The organism is Arthrobacter zhaoguopingii, assembly GCF_009828595.1.
Taxonomy (GTDB): Bacteria; Actinomycetota; Actinomycetes; order Actinomycetales; family Micrococcaceae; genus Arthrobacter_D; species Arthrobacter_D zhaoguopingii.
Map to the genome: position 1 here is coordinate 105,669 of NZ_WPNY01000002.1, position 17,975 is coordinate 123,643.

Below are 17,975 nucleotides of genomic sequence, written 5' to 3' on the forward strand. Positions count from 1 at the left end.
GGGCGGACGCCGGGGCGGGCCACCGTAGACTTGGACCATGGCAACCCGCGCTCTCCAGACTCCGTCCACCTCAAACCCGGCCGGGGCCGTCTCGCCGGGCGATGGAGTCCAGGCCGTCCTGTGGGACATGGATGGAACAATCGTCGATACCGAGCCCTACTGGATTGAAGCCGAAACCCAGCTGGTGAAGGATCACGGCGGAACCTGGTCCGACGGCCAGGCAAGCGCCCTGGTCGGCCAGGCGCTGTCCTTCTCGGCCCGCCTCCTCCAGGAGGCCGGGGTCGGGCTGACCGAGCGGGAAATCATCGACCATCTCATCTCCCGGGTCGTCGAGAAGGTCCGGGTTGAGGTTCCCTGGCGACCCGGCGCCCTTGAGCTCCTCGAAGAGCTCCGTTCCAACGGCATCCCGTGCGCCCTGGTGACCATGTCCGAACGCCTTCTCGCCACGGAAATTGCCGCCAAACTTCCCGAGGGGACCTTCGAGTTCCTTGTCACCGGGGACATGGTCGAGCGTGGAAAGCCCGACCCCGAGGCCTACCGCACCGCCTTCGACCGGCTGGCCCAGGACCGCCCCGGCCTCTCCCCGGCCCGGGTGATCGCCGTCGAGGACTCCCTCCCCGGAGTCACCTCGGCGCTTGCCGCCGGCGTGGTGACCCTTGCCGTCCCCCATTTCGTGCCGCTGCCCAAGGATCCCGCCCGCACCGACTGGACCACCCTCGAAGGCAGGACTCTTGAGGACCTGAACGGCGTGGTGCGCGACACGGCCGCCCGCGGACGATGAGCGGACTGGCCGCCGGGCCGAGGGAGCGCCGCCTGGGGGTCTCACTGGGCCGGATTGCGGGCATCCCGGTCATCCTGACCTGGCCCTGGTTCCTGGTCACGGTCATCATCACGGTGTTTTTCGGGCCGAGGGTCGAGGCGAACTTCCCCGGCATTGGCCTCGGCGCCTACGTCGTCGCGCTTGGCTATGCCCTGCTCCTTGCCCTGTCAGTGCTGATCCACGAATTCGCCCACGCGCTCTCGGCGCGGGCCTTCGGCTGGCCCACCCGGCAGATCGTCCTCAACCTGTGGGGCGGTCACACCCAGTTCGAGCACTTCAGCTCCTCCCCGGGCCGCTCGCTGGCCGTCGCACTGGCCGGGCCGGCCTCGAACTTCCTCCTGTCCCTGGTGAGCTGGGGCATCATCCGTGCCTCCGAGCAGGGCACCGTGGTGGATCTGCTGGCCAACACCCTCTTCTGGGCGAACCTGATCCTCGCCGTCTTCAACGTCCTGCCCGGGCTGCCCCTTGACGGCGGCCGGATCGTGGAGTCCGCCGTCTGGAAGGCCACCGGGAGCCAGGATCGGGGCACCATCGCCGCCGGCTGGGCCGGACGGGTCATCGTGCTGCTGTTCGTCGGTCTGGTGCTTGGTCTTCCGCTGCTCTCCGGCCGCGCACCCCAGTTCACCCTCGTCATCATCAGCGTCCTCGTCGCCACCTTCATGTGGGCCGGGGCCGGCGAGGCCATCCGGACGGCCCGCATCCGGCTCCGGATCCCCGGTCTTACCGCGGGCATGCTCAAGCAGCCCGCCATCGGCCTCCCGTCCGCGAGCACCGTGAGCGAGCTCCGCCGGCTGGCCGCCGGCCGGCCCGATCTGGCCGCGGTGCTCCTGGATGCCGAGGGACGGCCGGAGTTCGTCGTCGACTTCGGCGCCCTGGCCGATGTTCCCGAGGAGGCGGCCGGCACCACCCGGGCCAGCACCTCAGTCCGTCCCCTCGCCTCAAGGGCGGGCATCGACGAGTCCGCCTCGGGGCAGGAGCTCCTGAAGCTCCTTGATTCCTCGGACGGTTTCGAATTCCCCGTCACCAATGCACAGGGCGCCGTCACCGGGGTCCTCCACCGGCTGGCCGTCATCGACGCCCTCACCGGCAAACGCACGCCCGGCTCCGCCTGACCCCGACCCCGACCCCGACCCCGCCTGACGCTAACCAAAGGACTTCCTGAATGAACAACCCCGCCTCCAGCCCTGCCGAAAACCCGCCGCACGGCGCAGCGAGCCGACGGGGCCCCTTCCGGCCGGGCGAAAGGGTGCAGCTGACCGATGAGAAGGGCCGGATGAACACCGTCACCCTCACCCCCGGCGGGGCGTTCCACACGCACAAGGGGTTCCTGCTGCACGACACCATCATCGGTCAGCCCGAGGGCACCGTCCTCCCCAACACCACCGGCCAGCTGTACCAGACGCTCCGGCCGCTGCTTTCGGACTTCGTGCTCTCGATGCCCCGCGGGGCGGCGGTGGTGTACCCCAAGGATGCCGCGCAGATCGTCACCATGGGCGACATCTTCCCGGGTGCCCGCGTGGTCGAGGCCGGCGTCGGCTCCGGCGCGCTGTCCATCTCGCTGCTGCGTGCCGTCGGGGACGCAGGGTACCTCCACTCCTTCGAGCGCCGGCCGGAGTTCGCCGAAATCGCCAAGGGCAACGTTGAGACGATCTTCGGTGGACCGCACCCCGCCTGGCGCGTCTCGCTGGGCGACTTCCAGGAGCAGGTACTCGTCGAGGAGGAGCCCGGCAGCGTCGACCGCGTGGTGCTCGACATGCTGGCGCCCTGGGAATGCCTCGACGCGGTCGCCACCGTCCTGGCCCCCGGCGGTGTCTGGATCAACTACGTCGCGACGGTCACCCAGCTCTCCCGCACCGCGGAGGCCATCCGCGCCGACGGGCGGTTCACGGAGCCGGAGGCCTGGGAGTCGATGGTGCGCGGCTGGCACCTTGAGGGCCTCGCGGTGCGCCCCGATCACCGTATGGTGGCGCACACCGGGTTCCTGCTCACCGCCCGGCGCCTGGCCGACGGCGCCACGGGGCTGGTGCAGAAGCGGCGGCCGTCCAAGACCGACTTCAGCGACGAGGACCTTAACGCATGGACCCCGCAGGCGGTAGGGGAGCGGGAGGTTTCTGACAAGAGGCTGCGCCGGGTCGCCCGGGACGCCTCCTCCACCATCCAGCGCGGGGCGCTCCCTCCGGAGGAGGCCCAGGCCCGCCGCGACGCCGAAAAGGAAGCAGAAAAGGACACGGAAAAGGAGACTGGAACGGGCGCCGGGTCCGGCCTATAGGGGGTTCGTGCGCCCGCCACAATTAGGCAACGATGCGGGCATTTGCCGCCGGTCCTGCGCTATGGTCGAACTATAGTTCAATGCCGAGTGAAGGTGGCGACACGATATGTCGGACTCTGAAGACTACGCTCCCCAACCCGACCGGACCGGCCAGCACCACTCCGCCGCGGCGGCGGAGAACTCAGTAGTCCAGCGGCAGCTCAACGTGCTGCGCGACAAGCTCCGGTACATCGACAGGCAGCTGGCGACGGCCACGCAGAACAATGCCCGCCTGGTGGGAGCCCTTGAGGCGGCGCGGACCGAGATCGTGAGGCTGAAGGCCGCCCTGGAAAAGGAGGGCGCGGCACCCTTCAGCTTTGCCACGGTGATCCAGGTGAACGTCCAGCAGCCCACCGAACCGGGAACCACCACCCAGGCCACGGTGCAGGACACGGCGGACATTCTGCAGTCCGGCCGGAAGCTGCGGGTGACGGTGAGCCCGCTGATCAACGTCCGCCAGCTCTCCCCGGGCCAGGAGGTGCTCCTCAACGAGTCACTGACCATCGTGGCCGCCCTCGGCTACGAGCGGGCCGGGGAGATCGTGACGGTGAAGGAACTGCTCGGCAAGGACCGCGCGCTCGTCGTGGGCCGTACCGACGACGAGCGGGTCATTCGGCTCAGCGGGCCGCTGCAGTCCCAGCGCATCCGGGTAGGCGACGCCCTGGCCGTCGACACGAAGTCAGGGTACGGGCTGGAGAAGGTGGCCCGCAGCGAGGTGGAGAACCTCGTGCTCGAAGAGGTCCCGGACATCGGCTACGAGGACATCGGCGGGCTGGGGCCGCAGATCGAGCAGATTCGCGACGCCGTCGAACTGCCCTTCCTCCACCCCGACCTCTACCGCGAACACGGGCTGAAGCCGCCCAAGGGAATCCTGCTGTACGGGCCTCCCGGCTGCGGCAAGACCCTGATCGCCAAGGCGGTGGCCAGTTCACTTGCCGCCCGCGCCGCCGAACGTGCCGGCACGGAGCAGGTCCGCAGCTACTTCCTCAACATCAAGGGCCCCGAGCTGCTCGACAAGTATGTGGGTGAGACCGAGCGTCATATCCGGCTGATCTTCGCCCGTGCGCGCGAAAAGGCATCCGACGGCAGCCCCGTGGTGGTGTTCTTCGATGAGATGGACTCCCTGTTCCGCACCCGCGGAACCGGGGTGTCCTCCGACGTCGAGACCACCATCGTCCCGCAGCTGCTCAGCGAGATCGACGGGGTGGAAAAGCTTGAGAACGTCATCGTGATCGGCGCCTCGAACCGCGAGGACATGATCGATCCGGCGATCCTGCGGCCGGGCCGGCTCGATGTGAAGATCAAAATCCACCGCCCCGACGCCGAGGGGGCGGCGGAGATCTTCGGGAAGTACATCACCGAGGACCTGCCGCTGCACGCCGACGACCTGGCCGAATACGGCGGGAACGTGGCCGTCACCGTGCAGGAGATGATCCGGCGCACCGTCGAGAAGATGTACTCGACCGAGAAGTCGAACGAATACCTCGAGGTGACCTACGCCAACGGCGACACCGAGATGCTGTACTTCAAGGACTTCAACTCCGGGGCGGTCATCCAGAACGTCGTCGACCGGGCCAAGAAGTACGCGATCAAGGACCTGCTGCTCGAGGGAAGCAAGGGCCTGCGCATTGAGCACTTCATGCGTGCGGTCGTCGACGAGTTCCGCGAACACGAAGACATGCCCAACACCACCAACCCCGACGACTGGGCGAGGATCTCGGGTAAGAAAGGGGAGCGGATCACCTACATCCGCACCATCGTCCAGGGCAAGGCCGGGCAGGAACCGGGTAAGGCCATCGAGACGGCGGCAAACACCGGCCAGTATCTATGATCCCAACCGGAGGAGTGGACCGGATGGCCCCGGTCGGGCCGGACTCCACGGAAGAGGTGTCGGTGCACCGGGTCATGGGTACGGAAACCGAATACGGAATCATCGCCCCGGGACTGCCCGCGGCAAACCCCACAATGCTCTCCTCCCAGGTGGTCAACGCCTACGCCGCGACGCTGCGCGAGGGGCTCGGCAACCTGGCCGGCACGCGGTGGGACTACACCGACGAAGCACCCCTGACCGATGCTCGGGGCTGGCTCGTTGACCGGGGCTCGGCCCATCCCTCGCAGCTGACGGACGAGCCGCCCGTGCTCACGGCCGAGCAGGTGGCGCTGGCCGGGGGCGCCGACCCGCAGGACACAGCGGTGCTGATGAACCTGGTGCTCAACAACGGCGCCCGCCTGTACGTGGACCATGCGCACCCCGAATACTCGAGCCCGGAGGTGACCAACCCCCTCGACGCCGTCCTGTGGGACCGGGCAGGGGACCGGGTGGCGCTGGCGGCCATGGAGCGCATCGCCGGCACCCCGGGCTTCTCACCCGTGCACCTCTACAAGAACAACACCGACAACAAGGGCGTCTCCTACGGGTCGCACGAGAACTACCTCGTGCCCCGCAGCGTGCCTTTTGGGAACCTGGCCGCCGCGTTGATCCCGTTCTTTGTCTCCCGGCAGGTGCTGTGCGGGGCGGGCAGGGTCGGCATCGGCGCCACCCACCAGCGGCCCGGCTTCCAGGTGAGCCAGCGGGCCGACTTCTTCGAGAACGAAATCGGGCTGGAAACCACGGTGCGCCGGCCCATCATCAACACCCGCGACGAACCCCATGCGGTGGCGGAAAAGTACCGGAGGCTCCATGTCATCATCGGCGACGCGAACCTCAACGAGGTGTCGAACTACCTGAAGCTGGGCACCACCTCCCTGGTGCTCTCCCTCATCGAACGGGACCTGTGCCCGGTGCCCGAACTCGCCGAGCCCGTCCACGCTCTCCAGGACATCAGCCACGACCCGTCGCTGCAGACCACCGTGCGGCTCGCCGACGGCCGGCAGGTCACGGCGCTGGATCTCCAGGAGATGTACCACGACGCCGCCGCTACGGCCTGCGCCGGTGGCGCCGACGCACAGACCCGGGACGTGCTGGACCGGTGGGGGGCGCTGATCGGGGTGCTCCGGCGCGACCCGATGGACGCCGCGGCCTCCGTCGACTGGGTCGCGAAGCTCAAGATCCTGCAGGCCTACCGCGACCGCGACGCGGTCGGCTGGGACAACCACCGGCTCGCCCTGGTCGACCTCCAGTACGCTGACCTGCGGCCCAACAAGGGGATCTACCACCGGCTGGCCCAGCGCGGGCAGGTCGAACTGCTGGTCACCCCGGCCCAGGTGGAGCGTGCGGTCGCCGAGCCGCCGCGGGACACGCGCGCCTTCTTCCGGGGCAAGTGCATCGCCAACTTCCCCGCAGAGGTGGTGGGGGCCAGCTGGGACTCGATCATCTTCGAAATTCCCTCCCAGAACCGGCTCCAACGGGTGCAGACACGGGAGCCGCTGCGTGGTACCGCGCAGCTCACCGAGAGGCTTTTTCAGGAATCTGCCACCGCCGAAGACTTCCTCACCCGATTGTTGAGCGGGCCGGAACAGCGCGTGGCACCATAGAAGCAGCAGAACCGAAACTGAAGGGTGCTCATCATGGCAACACAGGATCACAAGGCCGCAGGCACACGCACCGAGGAGCAGGAAGAGACCCCGGCGGAGCCTCCCGCCGCTCCCGCCTCCGCCTCGGACACGGCGGAAACCCAGGGCGTCGACGACCTGCTTGACGAAATTGACGGGGTGCTTGAATCCAACGCCGAAGAGTTCGTCAGGGGCTTCGTCCAGAAGGGTGGGCAGTAAAGGCAATGATGCCGGAAGAAGCTGCAGCAGCGGTCGCCCGGGCGGCATCGACGTCGTTCTCGGACCATCTGGGGCGGCATCACCCCGACCTGCTGGCTTCGCGCAGCCGCGTTGACTTCCCGGCCCAGGGCGCCGGCCCGGCCCTCGCCCCGCATGCAACAACGATCGTGTCGCTGACCTTCGCCGGTGGGGTGCTGATGGCGGGGGACCGCCGGGCCACCATGGGTAACGTCATCGCCAGCCGCCACATCGAAAAGGTCTTCCCCGCAGACATGTTCTCGGTGCTCGGCATCGCCGGCACCGCCGGGATCGCCCTCGACCTGACCCGCCTGTTCCAGGTCGAACTCGAGCACTACGAGAAGATCGAAGGAACCCGCATGAGCCTTGATGGGAAGGCCAACCGGCTGGCCGCCATGGTCCGGCAGAATCTTCCCATGGCCCTGCAGGGGCTCGCCGTCGTGCCCCTCTTCGCGGGCTACGACACCAGCCGCCATGAAGGACGGCTCTTCTCCTTCGACGTCACGGGCGGGCGGTACGAGGAACAGGAGCACCACAGCGTCGGCTCGGGCTCGGCGTTTGCGCGCGGATCGTTGAAAAAACTGTGGAAGCCGAACCTCGACGAAGCCTCCGCGGTGCGGGTGGCGGTCGAGGCCCTGTACGACGCCGCCGACGACGACTCGGCCACCGGCGGGCCCGACGTCGTCCGCGAGCTGTGGCCGGTTGTGTACACCGTCAACAGTGCGGGCACGCGGCGGATCCCCGACCGGGAACTTGAGACGACGGCGCGGAATGTCATCGCAAGCCGCTCCATTGCAGGACGGGAGGCCTAGACCATGACCCAGCAGTTCTACGTATCACCCGAGCAGCTCATGCGGGACCGCGCCGACTTCGCGCGGAAGGGGATCGGCCGCGGGCGCTCGGTCATCGTGCTCAGCTGCCGCGACGGCATCGCCCTGGTCGCCGAGAACCCCTCGCCGTCACTGCACAAGCTCGGTGAGATCTACGACCGCATCGCCTTCGCCGCCGTGGGGAAATACAACGAGTTCGAGAGCCTGAGGCAGGCGGGCATCCGCTACGCCGACGTCCGGGGCTACTCCTACGACCGCGAGGACGTCACCGCCCGCGGCCTGGCCAGCGTGTACGCGCAGAGCCTGGGCGCCGTCTTCACCGCCGAAAGCAAACCGTTCGAGGTCGAACTGGTGGTCGCCGAGGTGGGGGAGCAGCCCGCCGCCGACCACCTGTACCGCCTCACCTTCGACGGCTCGATCGCCGACGAAAAGGGGTTCGTGGTGATGGGCGGCGCGGCCGAGGCCGTGGTGGAGGTGCTGCGCAGCAGCTTCTCCGAGGACCTCGACTTCCCAGAGGCCGTCCGCGCGGCGGTGCACTCGCTGCGGCAGGACGGCTCTACGGGCGCCGGTCCGCAGCTCGGGCCGGAATCGCTGGAAGTGGCGGTGCTCGACCGCGACCCGGAGGTGGCCCGGGGCACCCACCGGGCGTTCCGGCGCATCGGCATCCCTGAACTTGAAACCATGCTCACCTCTCGGGAAAGCCCTGTCTAATGGACCGGCGTATCTTCGGAATTGAAACTGAGTTCGGCATCTCCTACTCGGGGCCCAACTCCCGGCCCCTCTCGCCCGAGGAGGTGGCACGGTATCTCTTCCGGAAGGTCGTCAGCTGGGGGCGGTCCTCCAATGTGTTCCTCACCAACGGTTCACGGCTCTACCTCGACGTCGGCTCTCATCCGGAGTATGCGACGGCCGAATGCGACGACCTGGCGCAGCTGATCGCCCAGGACCGCGCCGGCGAACTGATCCTCGAGGACCTTGTCGTCGAAGCCCAGCGCAAGCTCGGCCAGGAGGGCTACAACGGCAATATCTACCTGTTCAAGAACAATACCGATTCGGCCGGAAACTCCTACGGGAGCCACGAGAACTACCTCATCCCGCGCAAGCTCGAATTCGGCCGGCTCGCCGACATCCTCATCCCGTTCCTGGTCACCCGGCAGCTCCTCGTCGGCGCCGGCAAGGTGCTTCGGACCCAGAACGGCTCGCTGTACGCGTTCTCGCAGCGTGCCGACCACCTCTGGGAGGGCATCTCCTCGGCCACCACCCGGTCCCGGCCCATCATCAACACCCGCGACGAACCGCATGCCGACGCCGAATTCTTCCGCCGGCTCCACATCATCGCCGGGGACTCGAACATGTCCGAGACGACGACCCGCCTGAAGATCGGTTCGGTCGACCTGATCCTGCGCATGGTCGAGGCCGGGGCCATGATGCGCGACTTCCGCCTCGAGAACCCGATCCGCAGCATCCGGGAGATTTCCCACGACCTCTCGGGCCGGCAGCTGCTGAAGCTCGCCAACGGGCGCTCCATCACAGCCCTGGACATGCAGCGGGAGTACCTCGCCCGGGCACGGGCCTTCGTCGACACCAACGGTGCGCACCACGCGCACGTCCCGGCGGTGCTGAGCCTGTGGGAGCGCACCCTCGACGCGATCGAGACAGGGGACACCTCGGCGATCGACCGGGAGGTGGACTGGGCGATCAAAAAGAAGCTCGTCGACCGGTACATGAAGCGCAACGGGGTCGAACTCGACTCCGCCCGGGTCTCGCAGCTCGATCTGACCTACCACGACATCTCCCGCAGCCGGGGCCTGTTCTTCCTGCTCCAGGCCCGGGGGGAGGCGCTGCGGGTCGTCGACGACGTCGTCGTCAAGGAAGCCGTCGACACCCCGCCGCAGACCACCCGGGCGCGGCTGCGCGGGGAGTTCGTGCGGCGGGCCAAGGAAGCCAACCGCGACTACACCGTGGACTGGGTCCACCTGAAACTCAACGACCGGGCCCAGCAGACCATCCTCTGCAAGGACCCGTTTCGATCGGTTGATGAGCGGGTCGAGGCCCTCCTCGAGCACCTCTGAACACACCGGAGGGCACCACGGGGTGCGGGCCTGGGGAGAAAACGCCGCCCGGGAACCGTTAGGCTTGAAGGTGCCCGTCCGGATGGGCGCTGCCTGAACTACCGACAACTCCTGCGAAAGAAGTTCTGTGCGACGGATACTTTTGTTCCTCCTGCCCCTGCTGCTCGCGCTCACCGCATGCGGCGGCGCGTCGACCGGAAAGTCGGCCGGCGACGCTGACGTCTTCGAGTCGGTCACCGTCAGCGGCGGCAGCGACAAGAAGGCCCCCAAGGTCGAGTTCGACACGCCCCTGAAGGTCACAGCCCCCGCCGTGAAGACCCTGGTCGAGGGCGACGGCAAGACCATCAAGGCGGGCCAGCAGATCACCTTTAATGCTGCGTTCTTCAACGCCGAGGACGGAAGCAAGCTCGGTGACACCTACGAGGGCGGCCAGCCGCAGCCGCTGCCCGTTGACGACACGCTCAAGGAGCAGGACGCCGAACTGTACGAGGTCCTGGTGGGCACGAAGGTCGGAGCCCAGATCGGGTACACCCGTCCGATCGAGGAACCTGCCGAAGGCCAGGAGGCCACTCCGCAGCAGCTGGTGGTCCTGAAGATCATCTCCGCCAAGGACCCCGCGCCGGAGCCCGAGATCCTTTCCCCCGAGGACGTCAGCAAGCTTGACGACGAGGGCAAGCTGCCCACGTTCAAGTTCGCCAAGGACGGCGCACCCGAGGTCACCATCCCCGACAACGAGCCGTCCAAGGACCTTGTGGTGAAGGTCCTCAAGGAGGGCGATGGCGAGGTCGTCACCGAGTCCGACACGATCACCGCCAACTACAGCGGCTGGCGCTGGGAGGACGGCGAGCAGTTCGACTCGAGCTTCGAGCGCGGCGAACCCGCCGAGTTCCCGCTGACCGGCGTCATCGAGGGCTGGACGAAGGGCCTCGCCGGCCAGAAGGTCGGCTCGCAGGTTCTGCTGGTCATCCCCGGCGCCTGGGGCTACGGCGACCCGGCACCCGAGGGCCGCCCCTCCGGCACGCTCGTGTTCTTCGTGGAGATCACCGGCAAGGCCGCCGCCAAGTAACCGCACCACCCGAACACCCCCACCCTGCAAAGGAGAACCATGTCATTTGGACAGCGCGAATTCGACCGGTCCAAGCCGGAGATCGACTTCCCGGCCCACGCCGCACCCACCGAACTCGTCATCGAGGACCTCATTGAAGGCAACGGCAAGGCGGCCACCGCCGGGGACACCGTCTCCACCCACTACGTCGGGGTCGCGTTTTCCACCGGCGAGGAGTTCGACGCGTCCTGGAACCGCGGCGCACCGCTCGACTTCAAGGTCGGCGTCGGCCAGGTCATCCAGGGCTGGGACCAGGGCCTGCTGGGCATGAAGGTCGGCGGCCGCCGCCGGCTCGAGATTCCCTCCGAGCTTGCCTACGGCGCCCGCGGCGCCGGCTCGGCGATCGGCCCGAACGAATCCCTGATCTTCGTCGTCGACCTGCTCGACGTGCGCTGAGCCCTTCCATCTCCGGCAGCTGCCGCCCGCGCTCCGGCGCCGGGCGGCAGCGCTGTTTCCGGGCAGGCAAGGGGCTGGTCCGGCGGCGGTTCGCAGGCAGGTAAGGTAACTCCCGTGTCCGCAAAACGAACCGAACGACTCCTGACCCTGGTGATCCTGCTGCTGTCCAGCAAACGCGGTTTCAGCAAGGAGGAACTGTTCGAGGAAATCGAACTGTACCGTGAGGCGCCCACGCCGGCAGCCCGGGAGAAGCTCTTCGACCGGGACAAGGCGATGCTGCGGGAGCAGGGCATTCCGCTTGAGTCCTTCAGCGAGGATCCCCTCTTCGAGACCGACAACACGGTGCAGCGCTACCGCATCAACGCCGAGGAGTACCAGCTCACCGGGGTGACCTTCACCGCCGAGGAGTACACCTTCCTCAGCCTCGCGGCGGGGATGTGGGACCCGGCCTCGCTCGACTCCGCCGCCTCCCGGGCCATGCGGAAGCTCAGCCTGCGCACCCCGGGAACCGAGCAGCCGGCGCCGCTGCCCGTCCAGCCGAGGATCCGCACCAGCGAACCGTACTGGGACGAGGTGTGGCGCGCCATGGCCGCCCGCCGGACCATCACGTTCACCTACCGGGCCGCAAGCACCGGACGCGAGGAAAAACGCACGGTCCGGCCGTGGGGGATGGGTTCCCGGTTCGGGCATTGGTACCTTGTCGGGTTCGACGCCGACCGGCAGGCCGAACGGTTCTTCCGCCTGTCCCGGATGACCTCACCGCCGGCCCTGCGCGAAGGCGGCTTTGAGCCGCCCGAGTCCTTCGATATCAATGCGGCGCTGGCCTCACTGACCCGGCGCGACGCCGAGGGGACCGCCGAACTGCTCGTCCGCCCGGGCACCTGCAACGTCCTGCGGGTGCGCCGGGGTTCAACCTTCGTCGAACACGGCGAGGAATGGGACCGCCTCCGCGTGCCCTACACCGGCCTGCCGGCCTTCGCGGCGGAGGTCGCAGGCTTCGGCGCGAACGCCTCCGTCGTCGAACCGGCCGAGCTCGGCGCCCGGGTGCGCGAGCTGCTCACCGCCGCCCTCGATGCCGCCCGCAGCGCCCCGGAGGTCGAACCCACCGGAGGGCAGGGAACAGCGCCGCGACGGAAATCCTCGGCCCAGGACCATCTGCTGCGCCTGCTCGACCTGGTGCCCTACCTGCTGGCACACCCTGGGGCCGACCTCAAGGAGACGGCGCAGCGGTTCGAGGTCACCGAGGCCCAGCTCACCCGCGACCTCGACCTGCTGTTCGTCAGCGGTCCGCGCCACTACCCCGACGGATTGATGGACGTGGACGTCGAGGGCGGCAGAATCTACCTGAGCAACGCCCGCAACCTCTCCCAGCCGGTGCGCCTGGCGATGGACGAGGCGTGCACCCTCATCGTCGGCCTGCAGGCGCTGCGGGACCTGCCGGGCATCGCCGCCCATCCGGCGCTGGCCACGGCCCAGGCCAAGCTCACCGCGGCGGCCGGAGACGCGGCCCGGATGGGCACTGTCGTCGCGACCCGGCTGAGCGAGGATGAGGTGCAGCCCCACCTGGAGCTTTTCCAGGAGGCCCTCCGGCGCGGCGTCCAGGTGGAGATGTCCTACCTCGTGCCGGCCCGCGACCAGATCACTGAGCGGGTCATCGAACCGGTCCGCGCCTTCTCCCAGGACGACCGATGGTATGTGGAGGCCTGGTGCGTCGGTTCCGCCGGGTTCCGCAACTTCCGGCTCGACCGCATCCAGGACGTCCGGCTCACGGACCGGCCCGTTACCCGGGGCGGTGAGGCGGGGCCGCCCCAGGACGCGGCGCCCTCCGCGGGGCTCTATACCCCCTCGCCGGATGACCGGAGCATCGTGCTGGTGCTGAAGGAACCCGCCCGGTGGATCGCGGCCCAGTACAACGCCGTGCGGACGGACGAACTGGGCGAGGGGTCCCTCGCCGCCGAACTACGGGTCGGCTCGGTGGCATGGCTCCCCGGTCTCATCGCCGGGCTCGGCGGGGCGGCGGCCGTGGCTGGGCCCGGGGACCTGCGTGTGGAGGTCCTGCGCTGGCTCGAGGCGGCCCTGGCGTCAACCGCGGCTTAGACTGAAGCAATGTCGTGGTGGATGTGGTTGGTTCTGTGGATCGCCCTGGTAGCGGTCAGCGCCCTGTTCCTGCTCGCCGTGGGCTTCCGGGTCTTCCGAAAGGCGATGGCAGCGCTGGACGAGTTCGAGACGGCGTCGTCGCTTCTCGATGCCGCGCCTCCCACGCACGCATCCGATGCCGCCGCCGAGAAGGCCTCCGATTCCTCCGTCCCCGCCGTCTTTGCTCAGCCAGCGGAGGTTCGCCGGGCCAACCACGCAGCCCGGCTGCTGCGCCAGGGGCGGCGGCGGGAGCGGCGGATCCGGCGCCGGGCCGAGAACCGGCGGCCCCAGCTGCTGCGCGACCTTCCGCACCTCTGAGTCGCCTCCGGCCCGCGGCTGAGGGCCTGAACGAACGTTGAATGAATTCGCGGAGGACGCGGGACGGTGCAGTCCTGTCCCGGGCTGTGAATCCCGCGGCGGGGCGCCGGACCGGCACTGCCTGCGGCCCCGGTTGCTGCACGGCGGCCCCGATCTATGACCTAAACTGAAGAGGACCTAGGAGAGGAACCTGGCATGAGGCTCGATGGCTGGCAGATCGTCATTATTATCGTGATCGCGATCCTACTTTTCGGTGCGCCCAAGCTCCCCGGACTCGCACGAAGCGCCGGCCAGTCGCTGCGCATCTTCAAGTCCGAGGTCAAGCAGATGAAGGATGAGAACAACACCGGCAGCGGCACCGCAGGCGCGCCCGTCGAGGGAAACATCGTCGCCTCCGGCCCCGACGCACAGACCCACGGCACGCCGGGGCAGCCGACGGCCGCCCCGCACAATCCCCCCGGAGCGGCCGGTGGCTCCACTTCGGCCCCGGGCGGAACGCCGGGCTCCACCCCCTAGGCGCCATGGCACGGACCCGAGGGCGCAAGGCCAACCCCGAAGGGCGGATGGCCCTCAAGGAACACCTGCGCGAAGCACGCATCCGGTTGTTCAAGTCAGGCCTGGCGGTCGTCGCCGGCACGGTGGTCGGCTTCTTCATCTACAACCCCGTCCTCGAAGCCCTGGCGGCGCCCATTAAGGACCTTAACGAGCGGGAGGGCCGCAGTGCGGCCCTGAACTTCGACGCTGTCGCCTCCCCGTTCGACCTGCTCATCCAGGTCTCGGTGTTCCTGGGGCTGATCATCTCCAGTCCGGTCTGGCTGTACCAGTTGTGGGCGTTCATCACGCCCGGGCTGCACGCCAAGGAACGGCGGATCTCCCTGTCGTTCATCGCGGTGGCCGTCCCCCTGTTCCTGGCCGGCATCTACCTCGCCTGGCTGGTCCTGCCCAACGCGGTGAGGGTCCTGACGGACTTCACTCCCGGAGGGTTCACCAACATCATCACGGTGTCGGTGTTCATCACCTTCATCCTGCGTCTGATGCTCGCTTTCGGGATCGCGTTCCTGCTTCCGGTGGTGCTGTTCGGGCTGAACCTCGTCGGGCTGATCTCGGGACGGCAGATCCTCAAAGCCTGGCGCATCACCGTTTTCCTCGTCTGCCTCTTCGCCGCGATGGCCGCACCGGGCGCCGACGCGGTGAGCATGTTCTACCTTGCCGTGCCCATGCTCGTGCTCTTCTTCGCCGCCATCGGCCTGTGCCTGCTCAACGACAAGCGGCGCGCCCGGCGCAACGCCGCCCGGGAGGCCGAGCTGAACGCCACCGCCGACTCGGCCTCGACCATCGAGGGATTGTAGCGGCGACCGGGGGCCGGTGATGCGTGCCGCTCCCCGGCCCAGCGTTTAGGGTTGAAAGATGAGCACCCCCGCAGAGCGCTATCAGGCGGCCAAGACCCGCAACGCGATGGCACGGACCCAGCTTTTCGCCTTTGAGAACACGCTCTCGTTCGAGCTCGATCCCTTCCAGCGCGACGCCTGCACCTCCCTCGAGGCCGGCAAAGGGGTCCTCGTCGCCGCGCCCACGGGCGCCGGGAAGACCGTCGTGGGGGAGTTCGCCGTCTACCTTGCCCTGCAGCAGGGCCTCAAGGCCTTCTACACCACACCGATCAAGGCCCTCAGCAACCAGAAGTACTCCGAACTGGCCGCGGTTCACGGTTCGGAGCGGGTGGGACTGCTCACCGGGGACACCACCATCAACCCCGACGCGGACGTTGTCGTCATGACCACCGAAGTGCTGCGGAACATGCTCTATGCCAACTCCGAGACGCTCGACGACCTCGGGTACGTCGTCATGGACGAGGTCCACTACCTGGCCGACCGGTTCCGCGGTGCCGTCTGGGAGGAGGTGATCATCCACCTGCCGACCGAGGTGAAGCTCGTCTCCCTCAGCGCCACGGTCTCCAATGCCGAGGAATTCGGGGCCTGGCTCGACACGGTCCGGGGCGACACAGACGTCGTCGTCTCCGAGCACCGGCCGGTGCCGTTGTGGCAGCACGTGATGGTCGGATCGAACCTGCTTGACCTCTTCGCCGGCGATGTGGCCTTCGACGAGGCAGCGCCGTCCGGCCCGGAGGGCGGGGCCCGCGACTTCTACGAGGTCAACCCCGAACTGCTCGAACTGGCGAGCAACGAGGTCCGGCTCAACCAGCGCGCGGGCTGGGGCTCCGGACGCCGGGGGAGGGCGCCCGCACGCCGGCCGCAGGAGACCCTCGTGCGCCGCGCGAGCCGGCCCCAGGTCATCACCGCGCTTGACCGCGCCGGCCTGCTGCCGGCGATCACGTTCATCTTCTCCCGCAACGGGTGCGAAGCCGCCGTCACCCAGTGCCTGCACGCCGGCCTGTGGCTCACCACGGAGGACGAGCGCCGGACCATCAGCGAGACCATCGACGGGGCCACGCAGGAGATTCCGCGGGACGACCTCGAGATCCTCGGCTTCTGGACCTGGCGCGAGGGCCTCATCCGCGGCTTCTCCGCCCACCACGCCGGCATGCTGCCGACCTTCAAGGAAGTCGTCGAGAAGCTGTTCGCAGCCGGCCTCGTCAAGGCCGTCTTCGCCACCGAAACCCTCGCCCTGGGCGTGAACATGCCCGCCCGCTCGGTGGTGCTGGAGAAGCTCGACAAGTTCAACGGCGAGGCCCACGTCAACGTCACCGCGGGGGAGTACACCCAGCTCACCGGCCGGGCCGGGCGCCGCGGCATCGACGTCGAGGGCCACGCCGTGGTGCTGTGGCAGCCGGGCACCGACCCCGGGGCCGTCGCCGGGCTTGCCTCCCGGCGCACCTATCCGCTGAACTCAAGCTTCCGCCCGACCTACAACATGAGCATCAACCTCATCGCCCAGTTCGGGCAGGAACGCTCGCGGGAGATCCTCGAAACCTCCTTCGCCCAGTTCCAGGCCGACCGCTCCGTCGTCGGCATGGCCAAGCAGCTGCGCAGCCGGGAGGAATCCCTGCGCGGTTATGAGAAGTCGATGACCTGCCACCTTGGGGACTTCGGCGAGTACGCCAGCCTGCGGCGGGACCTCTCCGACCTCGAACAACGTGCCTCCCGCGACCGGTCCCGCTTCGCACGGTCCGCGGCGGAGGCTTCCCTTGAGGCGCTGCGGCCGGGCGACGTTATCGATGTGCCCGGCGGCCGCAGCCAGGGGTATGCCGTGGTGCTCGACAGCGATCCCTCCCGGGAGCCGCGGCCCACCGTGCTGACCATCGACACGCAAATCCGCCGGGTGGGCGTCCAGGACCTGGACGGGCCCATCGAAATCCTCTCCCGCATCCGGATCCCCAAGAGCTTCAGCGCCCGCAGCCCGAAGGACCGCCGCGACCTCACGTCCTCCCTGCGCAACGCCCTGCAGGAGAAACGGCCTCCACGCCGGGGCTCCGACCGCGGGAACGGGCTTCACTCCTCGACCGCCGCCGCCGAGGAGCGGGCCATCACCGACCTGCGCCGGCGCCTGCGCGCCCACCCCTGCCACGGCTGCAGCGAGCGGGAACAGCACGCCCGCTGGTCCGAGCGCTGGCTGAAGCTGCGCAAGGAGACCGACCGCCTTGCCGGGCAGATCCGCGGCAGGACCAACACCATCGCGAAGACCTTCGACAGGGTCTCCGAGGTGCTGGCCGGTTACGGCTACGTGGCACCGGACGCCGAGACCGGCCTGAAGATCACCCCCGAAGGGCAGAAACTGCGCCGCATCTACGGGGAGAAGGACCTCCTCATCGCCCTCTCGGTCGAGAACGGGGCCTTCGACGAACTCGACGCCGCCGAACTCGCAGCGGTCGCCTCGGTGCTGGTGTACCAGGCCAAGCGCGAGGAACGCGGACTGCGGCCGGTTCTGCCGAGCTTCGGTCTCGAGAGCTCGGTGGACATCATCATCCGTGAATGGTCCCGCCTCACCGACAGCGAGGAGCAGCACCGCCTGCCCGTGACGGGGGAGCCCGAACTCGGACTCGTCTGGCCCATGTACAAGTGGGCCCAGGGCCGCTCGCTGCAGGCCGCCCTGAGCGGCACGGAACTCGCCGCCGGCGACTTCGTCCGCTGGGCCAAGCAGGTCATCGACCTGCTCGATCAGCTGGCCAAGGTCCGCGACCTGCCGGAGGGGCTTCACGGGCGCTGCGTCAGGGCCATCGCCCTGATCCGCCGCGGGGTCGTCGCCTACTCCAACATCACCGAATAGCCCCACCCCCACGATCTCCCGCCTCCTAACGAAAGCCCCG

At 68.4% G+C, this 17,975-nt stretch carries 16 protein-coding genes; all 16 read left to right on the plus strand.

All coding sequences use genetic code 11. The features are described from left to right. Nucleotides 1–37: 37 nt before the first annotated feature. The 16 genes from GVV86_RS02900 to GVV86_RS02975 all read left to right on the plus strand — a co-directional run bounded on the left by GVV86_RS02900 (nucleotide 38) and on the right by GVV86_RS02975 (nucleotide 17,935). Entirely contained in the window at nucleotides 38–781 is a 744-nt protein-coding gene (locus GVV86_RS02900) for an HAD family hydrolase (RefSeq protein ID WP_159801328.1), read from the plus strand. Beyond that, nucleotides 778–1,932: a site-2 protease family protein gene (locus GVV86_RS02905; RefSeq protein ID WP_159801330.1), complete on the plus strand. Its 1,155-nt coding sequence runs from the start codon at nucleotides 778–780 to the stop codon at nucleotides 1,930–1,932. The genes GVV86_RS02900 and GVV86_RS02905 overlap by 4 nt, the downstream gene beginning before the upstream one ends. A 50-nt stretch (nucleotides 1,933–1,982) precedes the next feature. Beyond that, complete coding sequence (locus GVV86_RS02910) at nucleotides 1,983–3,089, plus strand: tRNA (adenine-N1)-methyltransferase (protein WP_159801332.1); 1,107 nt, start codon at nucleotides 1,983–1,985, stop codon at nucleotides 3,087–3,089. A gap of 106 nt (nucleotides 3,090–3,195) precedes the next feature. Then, entirely contained in the window at nucleotides 3,196–4,959 is a 1,764-nt protein-coding gene (gene arc, locus GVV86_RS02915; protein ID WP_159801334.1) for a proteasome ATPase, read from the plus strand. A gap of 23 nt (nucleotides 4,960–4,982) precedes the next feature. Next, nucleotides 4,983–6,602 carry a depupylase/deamidase Dop gene (gene dop / locus GVV86_RS02920; protein ID WP_246199617.1) on the plus strand — a complete coding sequence of 540 codons (1,620 nt, stop codon included), beginning with the start codon at nucleotides 4,983–4,985 and terminating at the stop codon, nucleotides 6,600–6,602. A gap of 33 nt (nucleotides 6,603–6,635) precedes the next feature. Further along, a complete protein-coding gene (locus GVV86_RS02925) occupies nucleotides 6,636–6,839 on the plus strand; it encodes a ubiquitin-like protein Pup (protein ID WP_159616485.1) in 204 nt (67 codons plus the stop codon). 8 nt (nucleotides 6,840–6,847) lie between these two features. Next, the gene (prcB, locus tag GVV86_RS02930; protein WP_159616983.1) at nucleotides 6,848–7,669 is read left to right on the plus strand and encodes a proteasome subunit beta; all 822 of its coding nucleotides are present in this window, start codon (nucleotides 6,848–6,850) and stop codon (nucleotides 7,667–7,669) included. 3 nt (nucleotides 7,670–7,672) lie between these two features. Further along, nucleotides 7,673–8,398 carry a proteasome subunit alpha gene (gene prcA / locus GVV86_RS02935; RefSeq protein ID WP_159616487.1) on the plus strand — a complete coding sequence of 242 codons (726 nt, stop codon included), beginning with the start codon at nucleotides 7,673–7,675 and terminating at the stop codon, nucleotides 8,396–8,398. Further along, nucleotides 8,398–9,759, plus strand: a complete 1,362-nt coding sequence (gene pafA, locus GVV86_RS02940; protein WP_159616489.1) for a Pup--protein ligase — start codon at nucleotides 8,398–8,400, stop codon at nucleotides 9,757–9,759. The genes prcA and pafA overlap by 1 nt, the downstream gene beginning before the upstream one ends. A 127-nt stretch (nucleotides 9,760–9,886) precedes the next feature. Beyond that, nucleotides 9,887–10,825 (plus strand): FKBP-type peptidyl-prolyl cis-trans isomerase, encoded by a 939-nt coding sequence (locus GVV86_RS02945; protein ID WP_159616491.1) that lies wholly within the window; start codon nucleotides 9,887–9,889, stop codon nucleotides 10,823–10,825. A 39-nt stretch (nucleotides 10,826–10,864) separates the two neighbouring features. After that, entirely contained in the window at nucleotides 10,865–11,260 is a 396-nt protein-coding gene (locus GVV86_RS02950) for an FKBP-type peptidyl-prolyl cis-trans isomerase (RefSeq protein WP_159616493.1), read from the plus strand. Nucleotides 11,261–11,374: 114 nt separating this feature from the next. Then, complete coding sequence (locus GVV86_RS02955; protein WP_159801336.1) at nucleotides 11,375–13,357, plus strand: helix-turn-helix transcriptional regulator; 1,983 nt, start codon at nucleotides 11,375–11,377, stop codon at nucleotides 13,355–13,357. Nucleotides 13,358–13,366: 9 nt separating this feature from the next. Beyond that, on the plus strand, nucleotides 13,367–13,714 hold the full coding sequence (locus GVV86_RS02960) for a hypothetical protein (protein WP_159801338.1): 348 nt from the start codon (nucleotides 13,367–13,369) through the stop codon (nucleotides 13,712–13,714). A gap of 195 nt (nucleotides 13,715–13,909) precedes the next feature. Next, the gene (tatA, locus tag GVV86_RS02965; protein WP_159801340.1) at nucleotides 13,910–14,230 is read left to right on the plus strand and encodes a Sec-independent protein translocase subunit TatA; all 321 of its coding nucleotides are present in this window, start codon (nucleotides 13,910–13,912) and stop codon (nucleotides 14,228–14,230) included. A 5-nt stretch (nucleotides 14,231–14,235) separates the two neighbouring features. After that, on the plus strand, nucleotides 14,236–15,063 hold the full coding sequence (tatC, locus tag GVV86_RS02970; protein ID WP_159616501.1) for a twin-arginine translocase subunit TatC: 828 nt from the start codon (nucleotides 14,236–14,238) through the stop codon (nucleotides 15,061–15,063). A 58-nt stretch (nucleotides 15,064–15,121) separates the two neighbouring features. Then, nucleotides 15,122–17,935, plus strand: a complete 2,814-nt coding sequence (locus GVV86_RS02975; RefSeq protein WP_159801342.1) for a DEAD/DEAH box helicase — start codon at nucleotides 15,122–15,124, stop codon at nucleotides 17,933–17,935. The last annotated feature ends 40 nt before the right edge of the window (nucleotides 17,936–17,975 follow it).

What these genes read in the sequence shown, in the direction of transcription:
- GVV86_RS02925 (WP_159616485.1), top strand. Translation starts at nt 6,636, where the DNA reads ATGGCAACACAGGATCACAAGGCCGCAGGCACACGCACCGAGGAGCAG.
- GVV86_RS02905 (WP_159801330.1), top strand. Translation starts at nt 778, where the DNA reads ATGAGCGGACTGGCCGCCGGGCCGAGGGAGCGCCGCCTGGGGGTCTCA.
- prcA (WP_159616487.1), top strand. Translation starts at nt 7,673, where the DNA reads ATGACCCAGCAGTTCTACGTATCACCCGAGCAGCTCATGCGGGACCGC.
- pafA (WP_159616489.1), top strand. Translation starts at nt 8,398, where the DNA reads ATGGACCGGCGTATCTTCGGAATTGAAACTGAGTTCGGCATCTCCTAC.
- dop (WP_246199617.1), top strand. Translation starts at nt 4,983, where the DNA reads ATGGCCCCGGTCGGGCCGGACTCCACGGAAGAGGTGTCGGTGCACCGG.
- tatC (WP_159616501.1), top strand. Translation starts at nt 14,236, where the DNA reads ATGGCACGGACCCGAGGGCGCAAGGCCAACCCCGAAGGGCGGATGGCC.
- GVV86_RS02975 (WP_159801342.1), top strand. Translation starts at nt 15,122, where the DNA reads ATGAGCACCCCCGCAGAGCGCTATCAGGCGGCCAAGACCCGCAACGCG.
- GVV86_RS02900 (WP_159801328.1), top strand. Translation starts at nt 38, where the DNA reads ATGGCAACCCGCGCTCTCCAGACTCCGTCCACCTCAAACCCGGCCGGG.
- prcB (WP_159616983.1), top strand. Translation starts at nt 6,848, where the DNA reads ATGCCGGAAGAAGCTGCAGCAGCGGTCGCCCGGGCGGCATCGACGTCG.
- GVV86_RS02960 (WP_159801338.1), top strand. Translation starts at nt 13,367, where the DNA reads ATGTCGTGGTGGATGTGGTTGGTTCTGTGGATCGCCCTGGTAGCGGTC.
- tatA (WP_159801340.1), top strand. Translation starts at nt 13,910, where the DNA reads ATGAGGCTCGATGGCTGGCAGATCGTCATTATTATCGTGATCGCGATC.
- arc (WP_159801334.1), top strand. Translation starts at nt 3,196, where the DNA reads ATGTCGGACTCTGAAGACTACGCTCCCCAACCCGACCGGACCGGCCAG.
- GVV86_RS02950 (WP_159616493.1), top strand. Translation starts at nt 10,865, where the DNA reads ATGTCATTTGGACAGCGCGAATTCGACCGGTCCAAGCCGGAGATCGAC.
- GVV86_RS02910 (WP_159801332.1), top strand. Translation starts at nt 1,983, where the DNA reads ATGAACAACCCCGCCTCCAGCCCTGCCGAAAACCCGCCGCACGGCGCA.